Source organism: Streptomyces sp. NPDC021225 (genome assembly GCF_044332865.1).
GTDB lineage: Bacteria > Actinomycetota > Actinomycetes > Streptomycetales > Streptomycetaceae > Streptomyces.
Genome location: NZ_JBIRPV010000005.1, coordinates 484,313 through 503,431, shown reverse-complemented (window position 1 = coordinate 503,431; position 19,119 = coordinate 484,313). Strand labels below are relative to the sequence as shown.

Genomic DNA, 19,119 nt, shown 5'->3' with positions numbered 1-19,119 from the left:
GGGAGGCCTCACGCCTCGGGCGTGGTCTCCTCGCGGATGACGCGCTGGGCCACGGAGAAGGCCGAGTTCGCGGTGGGCACGCCACAATAGACGGCGGTGTGCAGCAGCACTTCCTTGATCTCGGCGGGGGTCAGCCCGTTGCGCAGCGCGGCGCGGGTGTGGAAGGCGAGCTCGTCGAGGTGGCCGCGGGAGGCGAGCGCGGTGAGGGTGATCACGCTGCGGGTGCGCCGGTCGAGGCCGGGCCGGGTCCACACCTCGCCCCAGGCGTAGCGGGTGATGAAGTCCTGGAAGTCGCCGGTGAACTCGTCGGCGTTGGACTGGGCGCGGTCCACATGGGCGTCGCCGAGCACTTCCCGGCGCACCCTGATCCCCTTGTCGTACGCGTCCGAGCGGGTGTCGGGCACGGCGGGGACGGGGTCGGCGGCGTAGCCGATCTCGGCGACCGGGATGCCGGTGGGCGGCGCGGTGGCCAGCATCGCCCGGTGCGCGGGGGCGGGGATCATGGTCATGCCGGTCGGCTGGTCCGTGGACTGCCAGGCGGTGGAGAAGTGGCGCACCAGGAGGTCGGTGACGGCGGTGGGCTGTTCGACGGGCGCCAGGTGGGAGGCGCCGGGGACGACCGCGAGCCGCGCGTCGGGGATCCCGGCGACGAGCACCCGGGCGTCGGCCGGCGGGGTCACGTGGTCGTCGGCGCCCACCACGACCAGGGTGGGCACGCCGATGCGGCCGAGCTCGGCGTTCATGTCGAAGGCGGCCAGGGCCTCGCAGGCCGCGATGTAGCAGCCGGGGTCGGTGGTGCGGACCATCTGCACGGACCACTCGACGATGGCGGGCTGGCCGGCCGCGAAGGCGGGGGTGAACCAGCGCTCGGGGGTGGCGCGGGCGATCGGGTCGAGGCCGTTGGTGCGGACCACCACGCCGCGCTGGCGGTACGAGTCGGCGGTGCCGAAGCGCGGTGAGGCGGAGACGAGCGCGAGGGAGCCCACTCTGAGCGGATGTCGCAGCGCCAGCTCCGCACCGATGGCCCCGCCGATCGAGCAACCCGCGTAGCCGAAGCGGTCGATGCCCAGCCCGTCGATCGTGGCCAGCAGGCGCTCGGCGAGGTCGGAGACCGAGACGGCGGGGTGGGCGGGCGCGCCGCCGTGGCCGGGCAGGTCGAAGCGCAGCACGCGCCAGTGGCGGGACAGCTCGGGTATCTGGCGGTCCCACATGTGCCAGGTCGTGCCCAGCGACGGGCCGAGGATGAGTACGGGCCCGTCCTCGGGACCGTCGAACCGGTACTGAAGAGTCTGCGTCTCGCTCACCGGGTCACGGTATCCGACGGCCCTGTCGGCGATCAGGCCCTTCCGGCCGGTCCCCCGACCGGTCTTCCGGGGCCCGGGAGGACCGCCGCGACGGCCCTCCCGGGCGGCTACGGGGTGACGGTGGAGACGACGTACACCTTGGGGTGGCGCCGGTTGTCGAGGTCGACGGTGATCTCCAACTCCGGCTGGGGTTCCTTCTGCTTGAGCACCATGCCGGCCCAGTCCTCGTCGCCGCCGAGCTTCCAGCCGACCTTCCTGGCATCGTCGGCGTCGATGGTGATCCGGCCGCCCTTCAGCGCGGCGCGGTCGGTGCCGAGCCCGACCAGGAACCGGTCCAGGCCCTGGACGGACGTGACGAACTGCACGTACAGCGCGCTGGTCTTCCAGGAGTTCGTCTCGTAGAACGCCACGTCCGCGGAGTAGGACGGGATCCACACGTCGTAGATGCGCCGCTGCACCTTGCTGGGCCAGCCCGTGGTGAGGCCGTTCGCCGAGGCGTTCTCCTGCTTCTCCTCGCCGCTGTCGCGGCTCTGGAGGGCGGAGATGACCAGATAGCCCGCCGGGATCGTGATCAGCAGGAAGACCACCACCGCCTTGAGCCAGCGGCGCCGCGGACGGCGGCCGCCGTCACCGGACCGCTCCCCGGCGGTCCCCCGGCCCGGCGGCGAGGCGCCGTTGGCGGAGGTGCCATGGGCGGAGGAGCCGTTCGCGGAGACCCCATGGGCGGAGGAGCCGTTGGCGGAGGAGCCGTTCGGGGCAGCACCGTTGGCGGACGCGGCGGACCGCTGCTCGGCGGCGGTCACTGCCGCTCCGCCTGGCCGCGCGACGCCAGCCGCAGAGGGCTGGTCCCGGCGCGCTCGTAGCGCTCCACCCGGCGCCGGTTGGCGCGGCGGAAGCGGCGGGCGACCAGCCGGGCCAGGTCGGCGGCGCCGACCATGCCCGCCTCGGGGCCCAGCTGGGCCTTGACGATACGGGCCTCCGGCCGGTAGCCGCGGCCGGTCAGGTTGCGCCGGAAGGCGTCCCGGGCCGGGCCGATCAGCAGGTCGTCTGCCGCGCTGACGCCGCCGCCGATGACGAAGCAGGAGGGGTCCAGGGCCGCGGCCAGGTTGGCGATGCCGACGCCGAGCCACTGGCCGATGTCCTGAAGCAGCTCCACGCACATGGCGTCGCCCTCGCGGGCCAGCTCGGTGATCAGGGGCCCGGTGATCTCGGCGATGTTGCCGCCGACCCGGTCGATGATCCCGTACGCCACCGGGGACTCGGCGGCGGCCAGCTCGCGCGCCTCCCTGACCAGCGCGTTGCCGGAGCTGTACTGCTCCCAGCAGCCGCGGTTGCCGCAGGGGCAGCGGTGCCCGCCGGGCACCACCTGCATATGGCCGAACTCGCCCGCGACCCCGTACTTGCCGCGCTTGACCTGGCCGTCCTCCAGGATGGCGCCACCGATGCCGGTGCCGAGGGTGATCATGACGAGGTGGTCCTCGCCGCGCCCGGCGCCGAAGCGCCACTCGGCCCACGCGGCGGCGTTGGCGTCGTTGTCGACCATCACCGGGACCGCGAGCCGCTCGGCGAGGCGGTCGCGCAGCGGCTCGTTGCGCCAGGACAGGTGCGGGGCGAACAGGACGCGGTTGCGGTCGGCGTCCACCCAGCCCGCGGCGCCGATGCCGACCGCGTGCACGTCATGCCGGTCGGAGAGGTCCAGCACCAGCTCGGTGATGGTGTCCTCGACGACCTTGGGGCTCTTGGACTTGTCGGGCGTCTCGGTGCGCAGCTTCTCCAGGATGTTGCCGTCGGCGTCGACGACCCCGGCCATCACCTTGGTGCCGCCGATGTCGATGCCGACCGTGGGGACCCGGGGCGCGGTGAGGTGCGAGCGGCGCTCGCGGGTGCCGACGGTGCGCAGCACGGTCGCCCGGGCCGACCCGCGGTGCACCCTTTCGCGGTAGATGCTCATCGGCTCACCCCTTCACCCAGGCCGAGTCCGCGGCCGAGGGCCGCGCGGGCCGGGCCGGGCGGGCCCGCCGTGGCGGCTGCGCAGGCGTGGGGGATGCGGTCGCTGCGGGTGCGTGCTCGCAAGAGTTCGTCGTCCCTGCGGGGGTCTCGGGAGGCCGGGGCCTCGGCGTGCGTGGTCGTGGCGGGTGGAGCCCGCCGTGCGATTGTGCCTCACCCGCCCCGGGCGCCGCATGGTGAGCCCCGCCCGGGGGCGGGTGATCGCGCCATGCGACGCCCGGCGTGCGCCGCGCGTTCTCGGACCCCCTCAGACCTCGCTCGCTGTGTCCTTCTCCTCCGGGCGGGCGAGCTCGTGGCTGAGCTGTTCCAGCTCGCTGCCGCCCGCCATCTGGCGGGTGAGCTCGTCGAGGGTGATTTCCGCCTTCAGGTGGCTGCCGGCCATCGCGCCCCGCTTGAGCAGGACGAAGCGGTCGCCGACGAGGTGGGCGTGGTGCGGGTTGTGGGTGATCAGGACCACACCGAGACCCGCGTCACGGGCGGCCGCGACGTACTTGAGCACCACCCCGGACTGCTTGACGCCGAGCGCCGCCGTCGGCTCGTCCAGCACCAGGACCTTGGCGCCGAAGTGGACGGCGCGGGCGATGGCCACGCACTGCCGCTCGCCGCCGGAGAGGGTGCCGATGGGCTGGTCGACGTCGCGCAGGTCGATGCCCATGCGCAGCAGCGCCGCCCGCGTCGTGGAACGCATCGTCTCCACGTCGAGCCGCTTGAGGGGCCCGCGGCCCTTCCGGGGCTCGGAGCCGAGGAAGAAGTTGCGCCACACCGGCATCAGGGAGACCACCGCGAGGTCCTGGTAGACCGTGGCGATGCCGCGGTCCAGGGCCTCGCGCGGCGAGCCGAGCCTGGTCTCCTCGCCCTCGATGGTGAGGCTGCCCGCGTCGTGCCGGTGCAGCCCCGCGACGATCTTGATGAGGGTGGACTTGCCGGCGCCGTTGTCGCCGAGGACGCAGGTGATTTCCCCGGCGTGCACTTCGAGGGAGACGCCCTGGAGCGCCTTGACGTTGCCGTACTGCTTGCTGACGTCGCGCAGCTCGACCAGCGGCGTGCGGCCGGACGTATCGGCAGCGGTGTCGGCCGCGGTGTCTGTCGTGGTCATGTGCTGGCCTCCGCCCGCTTACGGACCCACCAGTTGAGCATGGTCGCGAGGAGCAGCATCGCGCCGAGGAAGAACTTGAACCAGTCCGCGCTCCACTGCGCGTACACGATGCCCTTGTTCGCCATGCCGAAGATGAACGCGCCGACGGCGGCGCCGACCGCCGAGCCGTAGCCGCCGGTCAGCAGACAGCCGCCGATGACGGCCGCGATGATGTAGAGGAACTCATTGCCGACGCCCTCGCCGGACTGGACGACGTCGTAGCTGAACAGCAGGTGCTGCCCGGCGACCCAGGCCGCGAAGGCGACGCCCATGTAGAGCCCGATCTTGGTGCGGTCCACGGGCACGCCGACCGCGCGGGCCGCCTCCTTGTTGCCGCCCACCGCGAAGATCCAGTTGCCCGCGCGGGTGCGCAGCAGGATCCAGGTGGCGAGCGCGACGAGGCCGAGCCACCACAGCACGGTGACCTGGAGATCGACATCCCCGATCGTCAGGTGCGAGGCGAAGACGTCCTGGGCGGCGGGGAAGCCCTCCATGTCCGCGATGGTCTTGGTGGAGACCGACTCGCTGATCAGCTTGGTGAAGCCGAGGTTGCAGCCCTGGAGGATCAGGAAGGTGCCGAGCGTGATGATGAAGCTCGGCAGCCCGGTGCGCACCAGCAGAAAGCCGTTGAAGAAGCCGATGGCCAGGGTGACCAGCAGGGACACCCCGACGCCGACCCAGACGTTGGCCGTCATCTGGAACGAGAACATCGAGGAGACCAGCGCCGAGGAGGTGACCATCACCCCGGTCGACAGATCGAACTCGCCGCCGATCATCAGCAGCGCGACCGGCGTCGCCATGATCCCGATGGTCGAGGCGGCGTACAGCACGGTGCTGAAGCTGGACCACTGGAGGAAGCTGTCGGCGACGACCGAGAAGAAGACGAAGACGGCGACGGCGCCGACGACCGCGCCCAGCTCGGGGCGGCCGGCCAGGCGGCGCGGCAGCGAGCGGCGGATGAGCCGCTCATCCTTGGTCAGGGGGGTCAGGGGTGGCGCCTCCGCGCTCATCGGGTCCCCCGCTTGGTGTACTTGGCCAGCTCGGCGGCGTCGTCCTTGGTGATGATCTGCGGGCCGGTGAGGACCGGCTTGCCGCCGCCGAGGACATCGGCGTTGTAGTGGTACAGCCACAGCAGGTCCACGGCCTCGTAGCCCTGGAGATACGGCTGCTGGTCGACGGCGAAGCCGAGCGTGTCGTTCTGAAGTGCGTCGGCGACCTTGGCGTTGAGGTCGAAGGTGTCGATCTCCGCCTTGCTGCCCGCCTGGTCCGCCGCCTTGGCGGCGGTGGCCGCGAACGGGGCGCCGAGCGTCACCACGGTGTCGATGCCCTTGTCGGCCTGGAGCTTCGCCTCGATCGAGGAGGCGACATCGGGCATGTTGGTGCCCTCGACGTAGATCCGCTCCATCTTGCCGTCGAAGGTCTTCTCGGCGCCGTCGCAGCGCTGCTCGAGGCCGACGTTGCCCTGCTCGTGCAGCACGCACAGGGCCTTCTTGCGGCCCCGCTTGTTCAGCTCCTCGCCGACCGCCTCGCCCGCGATGGTCTCGTCCTGACCGATGTGGCTCAGGGCCCCGAACGCCTTGGACTCCGCGGCCCCGGAGTTGACGGTGATGACCGGTATGCCCGCCTTCTCGGCCTTCTTGACCACGGCCTGCATGGCCTCGGGCTTGGCGAGGGTGACGATCAGCCCGTCGACCTTCTGGTCGATGTAGGTCTGCACCAGCTGGGCCTGGTCCTTGCCCTCCTCGTGGTGCGCGTAGAGGAACTTCACATTGTCCTTGAGGGCGGCCTGCTCGGCCCCGCTCTGGACGATGTCCCAGAAGGTGTCACCGTCGCCGGAGTGGGTGACCATGGCGAAGGTCATCCTCGGGGTGTTCACCGCCGCCCGCCCCGAAGCGGCCGCCCTCTCGGCCCGCTCCTCGGCGCGCTTGCCGCCCGTACTGCTGCACCCTGCCGAGGCGAACCCCAGCAGCCCCGCCAGCACCGCGGCGGTCAACGCACGTGCCCCTGTCCCAACCCTGGCCACGAAGACCCAGCCCTTCTCGAAGACGTCCCGTTTTGTCCCGGAATACGGCGTCCGGGCAGGCGTCATCGGCCCGGCCGCCGCCCAAGTATCCGTCACGGTGCACGGCGGGGGTCCAGGGGGTGTACGGCAGTAATCGAGGTCAGGGGCGCACGAGCAGTTGGAACTCGAAGGAGTAGCGCGAGGCCCGGTAGGTGTGCGAGCCGAATTCGACGGCCCGGCCGGTGTCGTCGAAGGCCGTCCGCTGCATGGTCAGCAGCGGCGCGCCCGCCGGCTCGCCGAGGCGCTCGCCCTCCTCGGCGGTGGCTGCGCGGGCGCCGACCGTCTGGCGGGCGCTGTGCAGGGTGATCCCGGCCGCGCGCATCAGCCGGTAAAGACCGGTCTCCTCCAGCTCGGCGCTGTCCAGCTTCAGCAGGCCGGCCGGGAGGTGGTTGCACAGATGGGCCATGGGCTCGCCGTGGGCCATGCGCAGCCGCTCGATCAGGACGACCTCGGTGCCCTCGGCGATCCCGAGGGCCGCGGCGACCTCGGCGGTCGCGGGCTCGGTGGTGTTGCGCAGGACGCGGGTGGCGGGGCGCTGTCCGGCGTTCTCCAGGTCGTCGTAGAGGCTGCTCAGCTCGAGCGGGCGCTTGACCTGGCTGTGCACCACCTGGGTGCCCACGCCGCGGCGGCGCACCAGCAGCCCCTTGTCGACCAGGGACTGTATGGCCTGGCGGACGGTGGGCCGGGACAGGCCGAGCCGCCCGGCCAGCTCGATCTCATTGCCGAGCAGGCTGCCGGGGGCCAGCCGCCCCTGCTCGATCGCCGCCTCGAGCTGCTGGGACAGCTGGAAGTACAGCGGGACGGGGCTGCCGCGGTCCACGCTGAGCTGAAGCGCCTCCGCTGATCCGGATGAGTCTTCCTCCTGCTTTGCCACGGGGCGAGCGTAGCCGGATGAGCACATGACGGGAAGTCGTGAAGTTCTGTTGTCCGGACAAAACGTGCAGGCTTACGCGATAACGTTGCCAACGCTGTCGTCGCCGCCGCTTTCACGGCCGCCGGCGGCGGGCGTGACGGGGGCGTGCAGCCAGCACAGGGCGCGGTGCCCGGGGCCCACCTCGGCCTCCGGCGGCCGCCGCGCACAGGCGTCCATGGCCAGCGGGCAGCGCGGCCGGAACCGGCAGCCGTCGCCGACCACGATCTCCCGCCGCTCGGCGTCCCGCCGCGCCCGCGCCGCCAGCCGGGCCGCCCGCGCCGCCCGCGCCTCCTCCCGCGTGGCCCCGGAGCCGGTCGCGGCGGAGGCCAGCAGCCGGGTGTAGGGGTGCCTGGGGGCGAGGATCACCTCGTCGCTGGGGCCGCGCTCGACGATCTCGCCCCGGTACATCACCATCACCTCGGAGGAGAAGTGACGGGCGGTGGCCAGGTCGTGGGTCACATACAGCAGGGCCAGCCCGCGCTCGTCCTTGAGCCCGTCCAGCAGGCCCAGGATCTCCAGCCGGATCGAGACGTCGAGCATCGACACCGGCTCGTCGGCCAGCAGCACCTGGGGGCCCGGGGCGAGCGCGCGGGCGATGGCCACCCGCTGCCGCTGTCCGCCGGACAGCTCGTGCGGGCGCTTGCGGGCCACATCGGCCGGGGGCGTCAGATTGACCGACCGCAGCAGCTCCTCCGCCTTCTCCTGGGCGTCGGCGCCGCGCCGCGCCCGCCCGTTGACCAGCAGCGGCCGCCGCAGATGGTGGCCGATGGTGTGGGCCGGGTTGAGGGAGGCGAACGGGTCCTGGAAGACCATCTGGACGGCGCGCCGGTAGTCCGCGCCGCGCGTCCGGGGCGCCCCGCCGAGCCGTACCGTCCCGGCGGTGGGCGTCACCAGCCGGGACAGGGCGCGTACGACGGTGGACTTGCCGCTGCCGCTCTCCCCCACCAGCGCCAGGGTGCGGCCCGGGTGCAGGGTGAAGGAGACCCGGTCGACAGCCCGGAAGGGCCGCCCGCCGGGCTGCGGGAAGTCGACGGTGAGCCCGGTCACGTCCAGCGCGGTCACGACTGGCTCCCTTCGTGGAGCGGCCCGGCCGCCGCGGCGGCATGGGCCGGGTCGTGCAGATGGCAGGCGGCGTAGCCCCCGCCGGGCAGCGGGACCGGCCGGGGGGTGACCGTGCGGCACGGCGCGAACGCCCGCTCGCAGCGGTCGGCGAACGGGCACCCGGGCAGCTCCTCCCGCAGGTCGGGGGGCGAGCCGGGGATGCCACGCAGCGTGCGGCGCTCGCCGGTCAGCTCGGGGAAGGAGCGCAGCAGCCCCTGGGTGTAGGGGTGGCCGGCGTCCGCCGCGATGCGGTCACACGGCCCGTACTCAACGATGCCGCCCGCGTACATCACCGCCAGCCGGTCGCTGATCTCCAGCAGCAGGGACAGGTCGTGGGTGATGAAGACGACGCTGAAGCCCAGCTCCTCGCGCAGCCGCTCCACCTCGTCGAGGATCTCGCGCTGGACGACCACGTCGAGGGCGGTGGTCGGCTCGTCCATGATGACGACCTCGGGCTCCAGCGCGAGCGCCATGGCGATGACGACGCGCTGGCGCATGCCTCCGGACAGCTCGTGCGGGTAGGCGCGGATGCGGGCGGGGTCGATGCCGACCATGTCGAGGAGGGCGCGGGCGCGCTCCTGGCGCTCGGGGCCTGGCATGCCGGGCCGGTGCGCGCGGAAGATGTCGTCGAACTGCCGGCCGACGCGGGTCACCGGGTTGAGGGCGTTCATCGCGCTCTGGAAGACGATGGACAGCCTGTTCCAGCGGAAGGCGCGCAGCGCCTCGCCCTCCAGCGCCGACAGGTCGGTCTCGCCGCCGTCGCGGCCGTGGAAGGTGACGGACCCGGCGGTGAGGCGGGCGGGCGGCTGGAGACAGCGGGCGACGGCGTACGCGAGGGTGGACTTGCCGCAGCCGGACTCGCCCGCGATGCCCAGCAGCTCGCCGCGGCGCAGCTCGAAGCTGACGTCGCGGACGGCCCGGGTCGCGCGGGCCCCGCCGTACGCCTCATAACTGACGTCGATGTGCTCAGCACGCAGCACGGTGTCGTTCCTCGCGCTGTCGCTCATCGCGCTTCCTTCCGCTGCCGCGGGCGGCGGGTGCGCAGCCGCGGGTCCAGGACCTCGTCGAGGCCGAAGCTGATGAGGGACAGGGCGGTGCCCAGGAGGGCGATGCCCAGGCCCGGCGGGATGAACCACCACCAGGCGCCGCCGGCCAGGGCCTCCGCGTTCTGGGCGAAGTAGAGCATCGTGCCCCAGGTGAGATAGGAGGGGTCGGCGAGGCCGAGGAAGGCCAGGCCGGCCTGGGTGAGCACCGCGAAGATCACCGCGTGGATGAACTGCGAGACGATGATCGCCAGTTCGTTGGGGAGGATCTCCACGAGCACGATCCGCCACCGCTTCTCCCCGTAGACCCGCGCGGCCAGGACGTAGTCGCGGGTGCGCAGCGAGAGGGTCTGGGCGCGCAGCACCCGGGCGGAGGCGGCCCAGCTGGTCAGGGCGATGACGAGGATGGTGGAGAGGACCCCGTCGCCCTTGACGTAGGCCGCGACCACGATGACCAGCGGCAGCCCGGGGATGACCAGGAAGACATTGCTGATCAGGGAGATCGTCTCGTCGGCGACGCCGCCGAGGAAGCCGCCGCCGATGCCGATGACCACGGAGATGACGGTGGCCACGACCGCGGCCGCGGCGCCGATCAGCAGGGTGCCGCGGGCGGAGACCACGAGCTGGGCGAAGACGTCCTGGCCGGTCTGGGTGGTGCCGAGCCAGTGCGCCCCGGAGGGGGCCTGGCCCAGGTCCACGCTGACCGCCTCGGGGTCGTCGACCAGCCAGGGGCCGATCAGCGCGGTGAGCGTGAAGATCGCGAGGATACCGAGACCGAAGGCCAGCCGGCGGGAGCGCAGCGCCAGGCGCAGCAGTCCGCGGCCGGCGGGGCGTTCGGGCGCGGCGGTGGCGGGGGGCGGGAGGGTGGCGGTCATCGGGCCTGCCTGGTCCGGGGATCGACGAAGCCGTACACCAGGTCCACCAGGAAGTTGGCGGCCAGGACGGCGAAGGTGATGACGAGGAAGACCGCCTGCATCAGGGGGTAGTCGGTGTTCTCGACGGCCTGGAGCAGGGTGAAGCCCATGCCGGGATAGGAGAAGACGATCTCCATGACGAGCGAGCCGCTGACGATGAAGCCGAGCGAGATGGCGAATCCGGCGACCGAGGGCAGCACCGCGTTGCGGGCCGCGTAGCCGAACATGACGGTGCGCGAGCGCAGCCCCTTGGCCTCGGCGGCGGTGACATAGTCCTCGGCGAGGGTGGAGACCATCATGTTGCGCATGCCGAGCATCCAGCCGCCGACCGAGCTGAGCACGATGGTGGCGGCGGGCAGCACCGCGTGTTCGGCGGCGGAGGAGAGGAAGTCGCCGCTGAGCCCGATGTCCAGGGTCTCGTCGTAGCCGCCGCCCAGCGGCAGCACGCCCCACACCTGGCTGAAGAGGTAGAGGAGCAGCAGCGCGAGCCAGAAGTAGGGGACGGCGGCGAGAAAGGTGGTGGAGGGGACGAGGGAGTCCAGCCAGCTGCCGCGCCGCCAGCCGGCCAGGGTGCCCAGGGTCAGGCCGAGGACGAAGCTGATGAGGGTGGCGGCGCCGACGAGGACGAGCGTCCAGGGCAGGGCGTCGCTCAGGACGCTGCTGACGGGGCTGGGGAAGTAGGTGACCGACAGGCCGAAGTCCAGGTGGATCACGGAGCCCAGATAGTCCCAGTACTGGACCGCGATGTTGCCGTGGCTCAGCCCGAGCATGCTGGCCAGGGCCTCCTCCTGGCCCGGCTCCACAGGCCCGGACTGTGCCATCCGGGCCATCATCAGCTGCACCGGATCGCCGGGGATGAGCCGGGGCAGAAAGAAGTTGACGGTGACGGCCATCCAGGCGGCGACGGCGTAGAAGCCGAGTTTCCGCAGTACGTACCGCACGCTGCCGCGCCCTTACTTGCCGGATTTACCGGTGGCGGGCTTGATCCGGGCGGCCACCCAGCCGCCGTCCGGGTCGAGCCAGATGGACGGGGCCGCGTAGAGGTTGTCCTCGGTGGGGTATCCGGTGACGCGGTTGCCGTTGAACTCCTGCTCGTTCTGGCCGTAGAAGAGCGGGATGACCGGCATGTCCTTGATGAATTCCTGCTGGATCCTGTAATACCAGGGCTTCTGCTTCTCGACGTCGGTGCTGGAGGCGATCTCGTCCAGGGCCTTGTCCATGACCGGGTTGGCGTAGCGGCCGAAGTTGCCGACGTTGGTGGATTCGCCGATCTTCGGCGGGATGGTGCTGTCCACCAGCTGCGCGTAGTAGGCACGGGGGTCGGGGGTGTAGCCGCTGTTGTCGAGCAGCATCTGGAACTGGCCGCGGGCGCGGTTGTTGGACCACTGCGCGTACGACTCGGCCTTGACGACGAGCTCGATGCCGGCCTTCTTCAGCTGCTGCTTGGCCAGCTGGGCGACGCTGACGTAGTCGGTCCAGCCGGAGACCAGCTCGACCGTCACGGACAGCTTCTTGCCGTCCTTCTGCCACATGCCGCCCGATTTGGCGTATCCGGAGGCGGTCAGATACTTGTCGACCTTGTCCTGGCCGGTCTCGATCACGGCGTCCTTCAGGGACGGATCGAGCACGGACGCGTAGTTGGGGAGCAGCAGCGCCATGGGGTTGGCGACGGGGGCCTGGCCGTCGTACACGCTGCGGTTCATGAATTCGCGGTCGAGGGCGGCGCTGATCGCCTTGCGCACATTGACGTCGGCCGTCGGGCCGCGCTGGGCGTTGGGCACGAACGATGTCGTCGCCAGCGGGATGTTGACGAGTTCGAAGTTCTTGTCCTTGGCGAGGTAGTTCTTCTTGATGTCGGGGATGAAGCCGCCGCCCCAGTCGATCTGCCCGGAGGTGACCGCGGCGGTGACCGCGCTGTTTCCGGTGAAGGACCGATACCGCATGACCTTGAAGTGCGGAAGCCCCTTGAAGTAGTAGTCGTCGCGGGCGACCAGATCCATGGTCATGCCCTTGACGGATTTCACCTTCCACGGGCCGGTGCCCACGGGGTTGGCGTTGAGCGTGGTGGCCCGCTCCTTGACCGGGATCTTCGACCAGATGTGCTTGGGCAGCATCTTCATCTTGCCGAGGATGAAGTACTCCTTGGTGTACGCCGACTTGGAGAAGGTGATCACTGCGGCGTCCTCGCCCTCCGCGCTCGCCGAGGCGATGGGGAGGGCGTACATGTTCTGCGCCTTGTTCTCCTTCGCCATCTGGAACGTCCAGGCGACGTCCTCGGCCGTGAAGGGCTTTCCGTCGTTCCAGGTGGCGCCCTTGCGCACCTGGACGCGAAGCCTCTTGCCCCCGTCCGACCAGGTGTACTTGGTCGCCAGCCACGGCTCGATCTCCCCGGCCTTCGCCGCGTTCATATGGAACAGCGGCTCATAGATCATCCCGTTGGTGGCCTGGAGGGGCTGCGGGGCGAACGGATTGAAGTTCCGGATGAAATTGCCCGTGGATCCCGTGGCAACGGTCAGCACTCCGCCCCCGCCACCGCTCTTGTCCTTGCCCCCGCCGCAGGCGGCGAGTGTGACGGTGAGCGCGAGCGCGGCCCCGGCGGCGAGCGCGCGGCGCGGACCGGCCGTTGTCGTCGAGATCATGGGTTCCCCTCGATGTACGGAAGCGAAGCTGCGCGGGTCGAACAGAGCGGGATGAACGGTGCGGGATGAACGGACGCATGCCGGACGGTGGTCCGCACACCGTCGGCGCCGTGAAATTAAAGGCGTCCGGAAGAGGGTGTCAATAGTCCCGGCACGGCCCTGTCGCTGAACCGGGCTAGTCGAATCAGTCGAACATCCAGCTCTCGCCCCGGAACGGCCTGATAGACGGGGAGTTGGGCAATCCAGGCCCTCGGACGGCCGTGCGTACGAACCTTGTCCGAAGTGTTGACACTAAACCGGTAAAGCCGTTCACTGCTTGCTGCGCGGCACCGCCCGTCCGCACCGGGCCGCATCCCTGACGCCCCCTGCCTGAGGGAGAGTTCGCAGATGCAGCGCACGTCCGCACGGCTCACCGTCGGCGATCAGCCCGTCATCTGGCTCGGCGCCAACTACTGGTCACGCACCGGCGGTCCGCTGATGTGGCGCTCGTACGACCCGGACGTGGTCGACGCCGAGCTGCGGGTGCTGCGGGACCACGGGCTGAACATGACCCGGTCGTTCTTCTACTGGCCGGACTTCATGCCCGCCCCCGACCAACTCGACGAGGAGCTGTGCGCCCGCTTCGCCGACTTCCTCGACCGCCACCACGCGCTCGGCATGACCACCGTCCCCACCTTCCTCGTCGGCCATATGTCCGGCGAGAACTGGGACCCCTCCTGGCGCGGCGGCCGCGACCTGTACAGCGATGTGTGGCTGGTCTCCCGCCAGGCCTGGTTCGCCCGCGAGACGGTGCGCCGCTACGCCGGACACCCCGCGGTGGCCGGCTGGCTGGTCTCCAACGAGATGCCGATCTACGGCCGCCAGCCCGGCGTGCGCTCCGACCAGGTGCCCGCGGAGCGCGAGACGGTCGCGGCCTGGGCCCAGATCGTCCTCGACGCCGTACGGGCCGGCGGCGGCACCCAGCCCGTCTCGCTCGGCGACGGCGCCTGGGGCCTGGAGAACTCCGGCCACGACAACGGCTTCCGGCTCGCGGACACGGCCGACCTGTGCGACTTCCTCGGCCCGCACGTCTACCGCATGGAGGACGACCCGGTGCGGCAGCACTACGCCGCCGCCTGGGTGTGCGAGCTGACCGGCACCTTCCAGCGGCCGGTCGTGCTGGAGGAGTTCGGCGTCAGCTCCGACTTCGCCGCGGGCCCCGGCGCCGCCCGCTACTACCGGCAGACCCTGCACAACAGCCTGCTGGCCGGCGCCACCGGCTGGATCGCCTGGAACAACACCGACTACGACAACCTCAGCGAGCAGCCGCCCTACCGCCACCACGCCTTCGAGATGCACTTCGGCCTCACCGACACCGCCGGCACCCCCAAGCCGCAACTGCGCGAACTACGGGACTTCTCCGAGGTGCTGAGCGCCGTGGACTTCCCCCGCTGCCACCGCGCCCACGCCGACACGGCCCTGCTGCTCTCCTCCTACCTCGACACCGTCTACCCCTTCACCCGCGCCGAGGACCGCGCCTACGTCCAGCAGACCGGCCGCCAGGCCTGGGTCGCCGCCCGGCTCGCCGACGCCCCGCCCGCGGTGGTCCGCGAGAGCGACGGGGCGCTGCCCGCGGACGTACGCCTGTGGCTGGTCCCGTCCACCAAACAGCTGCTCTCCCCCACCTGGTACGAGCTGGAGCGGCGGGCCCGGGACGGCGCCACGGTCTATGTCTCGTACTCCCCCGGCGCCCACAGCGAGCAGCGCGGCCCCTGGTACGCCCATCTCAACGAGCTGTTCGGCGTCCGCCACCAGCTGGAGTACGGCCTGGTCGACCCGATCGAGGACGACGAGGTGACCTTCACCCTCACCCGCCCCTTCGGCACCCTCCCCGAGGGCGCCGAGCTCACCTTCCGCGCCGCGGGCACCGAGAACAGCCGCGTCTTCCTCCCCGTCGAACCCGACGGCGCGCAGGTCCTCGCGGTCGACGGCCACGGCCGCCCCGCGCTGCTGCTGCGCGAGACCGGCGACGGGTGTGTGGTCTTCTGCACCTACCCGATCGAGCACATGGCGGCCGTCACCCCCCGGGTCAACCCCGAGGCCACCACCACGCTGTACGACGCGCTGGCCGCCCACGCCGGCGTCCACCGCCCGGTCACCGTCGCCGACCCCCGGGTGGCCGTGGACCGCCTGGTCCACGAGGACGGCCGGGTGTTCGTCTGGCTGGTCAGCCAGGCCCGCGAGGAGCTGGCGGTCAAGCCGGTGGTGCCCGAAGGCAGGCTCACCACCCTCGACGGCGCCCCGGCGGAGACGGTGGTCCTGGCGCCGTACGGGGTGCGGGTGCTGCGGCTGGACGCGGCGTAGCGGGCGGTCAGCGACGCGGCTCGCCTCACTTCATCCAGTCCTGCTCGTACTTGGCGTACGTGCCGTCGTGCGTGGCCAGGTGCACCCACTGGTCGACGTACTCCTTGAACTCGGCGTCACCGCGCGGCACGGCATACGCCTTCTCCGAGAAGGAGAACGGCTTGTCGGGGTGGACGGCGCACAGCTCCGGGTGGATCTTCGCCTGGTAGCGGGTCTCGCTGGCGTCGGTCATCATCACATCGGCCCGGCCCGCGATGATCTCGTCGAAGATCGTGGTGTTGTCGGGGTGGACGGTGAGGGTGGCCCGCTTGATGTGGGCGCGGGCGAACTGCTCGTTGGTGCCGCCCGGGTTGACGATCACCCGCACGCCCGGCTGGTCGATGTCCTCCAGCGTCTGGTACTTCTGCTCGTCCTCGCACCGCACCACCGGGGTCTTGCCGTCGGTCAGATACGGCTCGCTGAAGTACGCCTTACGGGCCCGGGGCAGGGTCACCGACACCCCGCCCATGGCGACGTCACAGCGCCCGGCGGCCAGGTCGTCCACCAGTTTGGCCCACGTCGTGGTGACGAAGGCAGGCTTGGCGTCCAGGCTCTTGGCCAGGTCGCGGGCCATGTCGATGTCGATGCCGGTGTAGTCGCCGGTCTTGGGATCGCGGTGGGTGAAGGGGCGGTAGTCGCCGGTGGTGCACACGCGCAGCACGCCGCGCTCGGGCACCCGGTCGAGCAGGGTGCCGCGCTGGTGCCGGTCCGCGGCAGCGGAGGCGGAGGACGGTGTGGACGCGGAGGCGGGTGCGGAGGCGGGACCGGCGGCCAGGGCCGAGCCGGCGGCGGTGGCGGCCAGGACGGCGGCGAGGGCGGACAGCGTGACGGAACGTCGCATGGCGACTCCTTCGCACAGGCCGCGGCGAGCGGCACGGAACGGCGCGCGCGGAGCGCACGGGTGGGGCTTGGCGCCTGCGCGTGATCACAGCGGGGTCAGGGTGGCAGAAGTGGCCGCCCGGCGGAACCCGTTGACCACCAGCTGAAACGGCGTCCGGGACCGATCCGGCGTCAGAAGTCCTCGGCCGGTGCCACGTCCTGGAGCCGGGCGAGGAGTTCGGCGCCTCGCTTGGCGACGACGTCCCGGTCGCCCTCCGACAGCGCCGAGCCCATCCCGCAGGCGACCGCCCCGGCGGCGATCCACTCCGGGGCGTCGGCGACGGTCACCCCGCCGGTGGGCAGCAGCGCGGCCTGCGGCAGCGCGGCCCGTACGTCCTTGACCCAGCGGGGGCTGTGGGCCGAGGCCGGGAACAGCTTCAGGGCGTCCGCGCCCAGCTCCAGCGCGCGCACCATCTCGGTGGGCGTGGCGACGCCGGGGAAAACCGGCAGGCCGTAGCGGTGGCCGGTACGGATCACCTCCGGGTCCAGGCTCGGGGAGACCAGGAAGCGGGCGCCCGCGTCGACCGCCATCCGGGCGGAGGCGGCGTCCAGCACCGTGCCCGCGCCGATCACCGCCTCGTCGCCGACCTCGCGGACCAGCGTGGTGACGGCCTCCAGCGCGAAGGGCGTGGTCAGCGAGAACTCCAGGGTGGTGAGGCCGGCGGAGAGCAGGGTGTCCGCCGCCGCGGTCGCGTGGTCATAGCTGTCGCTGCGGATGATGGCGAAAACCCGCTGTGCGAGCGCGGCCCGGGTGATCTCCCAGCGGTACACGGCAATTCGCCGCCTTTCCTCTCAGCAGGGTCTCCTGGAGATGCCGCCCCGGATTGCCTCCGGGATATGCGGCCTTTCGCTGTGCGATGGTCGGTGGGGAAAGCGCTGTAGGGGGAAGCGGTGTGGGGGGTTCGACGGTCGGTCAGCGGCGGCGAGCGATGGGAGATATCTGCCTCTCGGTGCGGTGGAAGGGGGCGGGGCGGGGGGTTCAGCGGTGGACGGAGTCGGCGCCGCCCGTGAACGCGGCCAGGGCCCGATCGCGCCCGGCCGCCGAGGGCAGCCCGTCCGTATCGGTCGCGGTCTGGACGACCAGCGCGGCGACACAGGCGGCCTCGGCGAGCGCCCGCGGCTCCGGCAGCTCGCGCAGCCGCCCCGACAGATACCCCGCGGCGAAGGCGTCTCCGGCGCCGACCGGGTCGGCGACCGGCACCGGATAGGGCGGCTGGTCCCAGCGGCCGCCCGCGGTCAGGGCCGTCGCCGAGCGGTCGGCCCGCTTGATGACGACCGTATGCGCCCGGCCGTCCAGCAGCTCCGCCGCGGCGTCGTCGGCGGATCTCGCGGTCAGCAGCTCCAGCTCGTCCTCCCCCGCGAGCACGAGGTCGGCCTCGCGCAGCAGCCGCCCGGCCGTCTGCGCCCACTGCGCCGCGCCGCCCAGCTTGCGCCGCACATTCGGGTCGAAGGAGATCTCCGCCCCGGCGGCGCGGGCCAGCTCGACCAGCCGGTCGGTGGCGGCCGCCGCGGTCGGCGACAGCATCGGGGTGATCCCGGACAGGTGCAGCAGCCGGACGCCCGTCAGGGCCTCGCCGGGTATGTGCTCGGGGGCGAGCCGGGAACCGGCCGAGCCCGCGCGGTAGTACTGCACATCGATGGCGCGGTGCGGATGGCTGTCGCGCAGCAGCAGCCCGGTCGGGGCCTGCTCGTCCACCCCGGCGAAGGTCACATCCACCCCGTCGGCGCGCAGCTCGCGCAGCACGGCCTGACCGGCCGGATCCTCCCCCACCCGGCCGACCCAGCGGACGCGATGACCGAGCCGGGCGAGGCCCGTGGCCACATTGGACTCGGCTCCGGCGACCGAGCGGCGGAAGTGCACGGCCTGCTCCAGGGGGACGCCGGGCTCGGCGAGTAACAGCAGCATCGTCTCACCGCATGTGACCACTTCCGGGCCGCTCACCACCGGTGCCTCCCCTTGCTCCCCGCGCGTCCCCTTCTCCCGGAAACGCTACCCGGAGGCGCCGACAGACGCCCCCGCGGGGTTCGAGTCACTTCATGACACGCCAACGTCCGTCGTACGCAATGCCGTTCCCACCGGAGGGAGACGGGGCGCACAACGCGGCGGCCGCCGCCTGCGAACAGGCGGCGGCCGAGGTGCGGGGGGTGGCGGTCTTCGGTGGTCAGCAGCGGTAGTCGACCAGGTCGAACGACGCGTAGTGGTCGGCCGTGTAGTAGTCCTCGTCCGTCTTCTTCCCGGTCACGATGCGGCGGGCGCCGCGGGTGCTGGAGCCGGGGGTCTTGACGGTGTACTCGTGGTAGTAGCCGGTGGACTGGGACGGCAGGATGCCCTCGCGATTCTGGAAGACGGTCCCGTCCTGCGGGTACGGGTAGGGGCCGCCGGAGGCGATCAGGTCGAGCGTGTCATGGGCCTGTGAGGGCAGGTCGGAGTAGCAGATGTCTCCGACGGCCGCGATCTGGGAGACCGACGCGACGGCCTGTGGGGCGAGCGGTGCGGCCGGGGCGGACGCGACGGCCGGGCCGCCGATGAGAAGGCTCGAGGCGAGCGCGCCGAGCACACCGATGCGGGCGATCCGTGGGGGGATTCTCATGCCTTACAGCATGACGCGCGTAGACCATGACATGTCAATGCCAAATGAAAGGAGTTTCCCTGGAGTTCACAGGACCCGCGCGAAGCGCCGGGAGAAGTGATGGAGACGTAACGCCGCGAGCGCCTTTGCCTCAGAGGCAAAACTTTTGC

At 71.6% G+C, this 19,119-nt stretch carries 18 protein-coding genes; 2 read left to right on the top strand and 16 right to left on the bottom strand.

The features are described 5' to 3' along the window. Nucleotides 1–8: 8 nt before the first annotated feature. The 12 genes from pcaC to ACH4S9_RS24335 all read right to left on the bottom strand — a co-directional run bounded on the left by pcaC (nucleotide 9) and on the right by ACH4S9_RS24335 (nucleotide 13,118). Nucleotides 9–1,304 carry a 4-carboxymuconolactone decarboxylase gene (gene pcaC / locus ACH4S9_RS24390; protein ID WP_311723430.1) on the bottom strand — a complete coding sequence of 432 codons (1,296 nt, stop codon included), beginning with the start codon at nucleotides 1,302–1,304 and terminating at the stop codon, nucleotides 9–11. A gap of 107 nt (nucleotides 1,305–1,411) precedes the next feature. Then, nucleotides 1,412–2,107 (bottom strand): hypothetical protein, encoded by a 696-nt coding sequence (locus ACH4S9_RS24385; RefSeq protein ID WP_398373830.1) that lies wholly within the window; start codon nucleotides 2,105–2,107, stop codon nucleotides 1,412–1,414. Next, nucleotides 2,104–3,255 carry an ROK family glucokinase gene (locus ACH4S9_RS24380; protein WP_385341158.1) on the bottom strand — a complete coding sequence of 384 codons (1,152 nt, stop codon included), beginning with the start codon at nucleotides 3,253–3,255 and terminating at the stop codon, nucleotides 2,104–2,106. Before ACH4S9_RS24380 ends, ACH4S9_RS24385 begins: the two co-directional genes overlap by 4 nt. 303 nt (nucleotides 3,256–3,558) lie before the next feature. Then, the gene (locus ACH4S9_RS24375) at nucleotides 3,559–4,407 is read right to left on the bottom strand and encodes an ATP-binding cassette domain-containing protein (RefSeq protein ID WP_361188557.1); all 849 of its coding nucleotides are present in this window, start codon (nucleotides 4,405–4,407) and stop codon (nucleotides 3,559–3,561) included. Next, nucleotides 4,404–5,456, bottom strand: coding sequence for an ABC transporter permease (locus ACH4S9_RS24370; protein WP_311723434.1), 1,053 nt, complete (start codon nucleotides 5,454–5,456; stop codon nucleotides 4,404–4,406). The genes ACH4S9_RS24375 and ACH4S9_RS24370 overlap by 4 nt, the downstream gene beginning before the upstream one ends. Next, nucleotides 5,453–6,469, bottom strand: a complete 1,017-nt coding sequence (locus ACH4S9_RS24365; RefSeq protein ID WP_398373829.1) for a sugar ABC transporter substrate-binding protein — start codon at nucleotides 6,467–6,469, stop codon at nucleotides 5,453–5,455. Before ACH4S9_RS24365 ends, ACH4S9_RS24370 begins: the two co-directional genes overlap by 4 nt. 139 nt (nucleotides 6,470–6,608) lie before the next feature. Further along, the gene (locus tag ACH4S9_RS24360; RefSeq protein WP_311723855.1) at nucleotides 6,609–7,328 is read right to left on the bottom strand and encodes a GntR family transcriptional regulator; all 720 of its coding nucleotides are present in this window, start codon (nucleotides 7,326–7,328) and stop codon (nucleotides 6,609–6,611) included. Between the two features lie 126 nt (nucleotides 7,329–7,454). After that, the gene (locus ACH4S9_RS24355) at nucleotides 7,455–8,483 is read right to left on the bottom strand and encodes an ABC transporter ATP-binding protein (RefSeq protein WP_398373828.1); all 1,029 of its coding nucleotides are present in this window, start codon (nucleotides 8,481–8,483) and stop codon (nucleotides 7,455–7,457) included. Further along, entirely contained in the window at nucleotides 8,480–9,529 is a 1,050-nt protein-coding gene (locus ACH4S9_RS24350) for an ABC transporter ATP-binding protein (protein ID WP_398373826.1), read from the bottom strand. The genes ACH4S9_RS24355 and ACH4S9_RS24350 overlap by 4 nt, the downstream gene beginning before the upstream one ends. After that, nucleotides 9,526–10,440: an ABC transporter permease gene (locus ACH4S9_RS24345; RefSeq protein ID WP_311723439.1), complete on the bottom strand. Its 915-nt coding sequence runs from the start codon at nucleotides 10,438–10,440 to the stop codon at nucleotides 9,526–9,528. The genes ACH4S9_RS24350 and ACH4S9_RS24345 overlap by 4 nt, the downstream gene beginning before the upstream one ends. Continuing rightward, nucleotides 10,437–11,420, bottom strand: a complete 984-nt coding sequence (locus ACH4S9_RS24340; RefSeq protein ID WP_311723440.1) for an ABC transporter permease — start codon at nucleotides 11,418–11,420, stop codon at nucleotides 10,437–10,439. The genes ACH4S9_RS24345 and ACH4S9_RS24340 overlap by 4 nt, the downstream gene beginning before the upstream one ends. A gap of 12 nt (nucleotides 11,421–11,432) precedes the next feature. Beyond that, on the bottom strand, nucleotides 11,433–13,118 hold the full coding sequence (locus ACH4S9_RS24335; protein ID WP_398373825.1) for an ABC transporter substrate-binding protein: 1,686 nt from the start codon (nucleotides 13,116–13,118) through the stop codon (nucleotides 11,433–11,435). Between the two features lie 387 nt (nucleotides 13,119–13,505). Between ACH4S9_RS24335 and ACH4S9_RS24330 the strand changes: the two genes are divergently transcribed. Further along, complete coding sequence (locus ACH4S9_RS24330) at nucleotides 13,506–15,461, top strand: cellulase family glycosylhydrolase (protein WP_398373824.1); 1,956 nt, start codon at nucleotides 13,506–13,508, stop codon at nucleotides 15,459–15,461. Nucleotides 15,462–15,486: 25 nt separating this feature from the next. Here the strand turns inward: ACH4S9_RS24330 and ACH4S9_RS24325 are convergent, their stop codons facing one another. The 3 genes from ACH4S9_RS24325 to ACH4S9_RS24315 all read right to left on the bottom strand — a co-directional run bounded on the left by ACH4S9_RS24325 (nucleotide 15,487) and on the right by ACH4S9_RS24315 (nucleotide 18,324). Next, the gene (locus tag ACH4S9_RS24325; protein WP_398373823.1) at nucleotides 15,487–16,341 is read right to left on the bottom strand and encodes a transporter substrate-binding domain-containing protein; all 855 of its coding nucleotides are present in this window, start codon (nucleotides 16,339–16,341) and stop codon (nucleotides 15,487–15,489) included. 170 nt (nucleotides 16,342–16,511) lie between these two features. Beyond that, entirely contained in the window at nucleotides 16,512–17,150 is a 639-nt protein-coding gene (locus tag ACH4S9_RS24320; protein WP_311723444.1) for a bifunctional 4-hydroxy-2-oxoglutarate aldolase/2-dehydro-3-deoxy-phosphogluconate aldolase, read from the bottom strand. A gap of 208 nt (nucleotides 17,151–17,358) precedes the next feature. After that, on the bottom strand, nucleotides 17,359–18,324 hold the full coding sequence (locus tag ACH4S9_RS24315) for a sugar kinase (RefSeq protein WP_311723445.1): 966 nt from the start codon (nucleotides 18,322–18,324) through the stop codon (nucleotides 17,359–17,361). Between the two features lie 92 nt (nucleotides 18,325–18,416). On the opposite strand from ACH4S9_RS24315, the gene ACH4S9_RS24310 reads away from it, so the two are divergent. After that, nucleotides 18,417–18,554 (top strand): hypothetical protein, encoded by a 138-nt coding sequence (locus tag ACH4S9_RS24310; protein WP_361188544.1) that lies wholly within the window; start codon nucleotides 18,417–18,419, stop codon nucleotides 18,552–18,554. On the opposite strand, the gene ACH4S9_RS24305 is transcribed toward ACH4S9_RS24310, so the two are convergent. Further along, nucleotides 18,542–18,970 (bottom strand): ribonuclease, encoded by a 429-nt coding sequence (locus ACH4S9_RS24305; protein ID WP_311723446.1) that lies wholly within the window; start codon nucleotides 18,968–18,970, stop codon nucleotides 18,542–18,544. The genes ACH4S9_RS24310 and ACH4S9_RS24305 overlap by 13 nt on opposite strands. Nucleotides 18,971–19,119: the final 149 nt, after the last annotated feature.

Bases quoted from the DNA above. Each gene is read 5' to 3' on its own strand.
- ACH4S9_RS24305 (WP_311723446.1), bottom strand. From the start codon at position 18,970: ATGAGAATCCCCCCACGGATCGCCCGCATCGGTGTGCTCGGCGCGCTC.
- ACH4S9_RS24335 (WP_398373825.1), bottom strand. From the start codon at position 13,118: ATGATCTCGACGACAACGGCCGGTCCGCGCCGCGCGCTCGCCGCCGGG.
- ACH4S9_RS24370 (WP_311723434.1), bottom strand. From the start codon at position 5,456: ATGAGCGCGGAGGCGCCACCCCTGACCCCCCTGACCAAGGATGAGCGG.
- ACH4S9_RS24325 (WP_398373823.1), bottom strand. From the start codon at position 16,341: ATGCGACGTTCCGTCACGCTGTCCGCCCTCGCCGCCGTCCTGGCCGCC.
- ACH4S9_RS24350 (WP_398373826.1), bottom strand. From the start codon at position 9,529: ATGAGCGACAGCGCGAGGAACGACACCGTGCTGCGTGCTGAGCACATC.
- ACH4S9_RS24310 (WP_361188544.1), top strand. From the start codon at position 18,417: ATGACACGCCAACGTCCGTCGTACGCAATGCCGTTCCCACCGGAGGGA.
- ACH4S9_RS24330 (WP_398373824.1), top strand. From the start codon at position 13,506: ATGCAGCGCACGTCCGCACGGCTCACCGTCGGCGATCAGCCCGTCATC.
- ACH4S9_RS24375 (WP_361188557.1), bottom strand. From the start codon at position 4,407: ATGACCACGACAGACACCGCGGCCGACACCGCTGCCGATACGTCCGGC.
- ACH4S9_RS24345 (WP_311723439.1), bottom strand. From the start codon at position 10,440: ATGACCGCCACCCTCCCGCCCCCCGCCACCGCCGCGCCCGAACGCCCC.
- ACH4S9_RS24380 (WP_385341158.1), bottom strand. From the start codon at position 3,255: ATGAGCATCTACCGCGAAAGGGTGCACCGCGGGTCGGCCCGGGCGACC.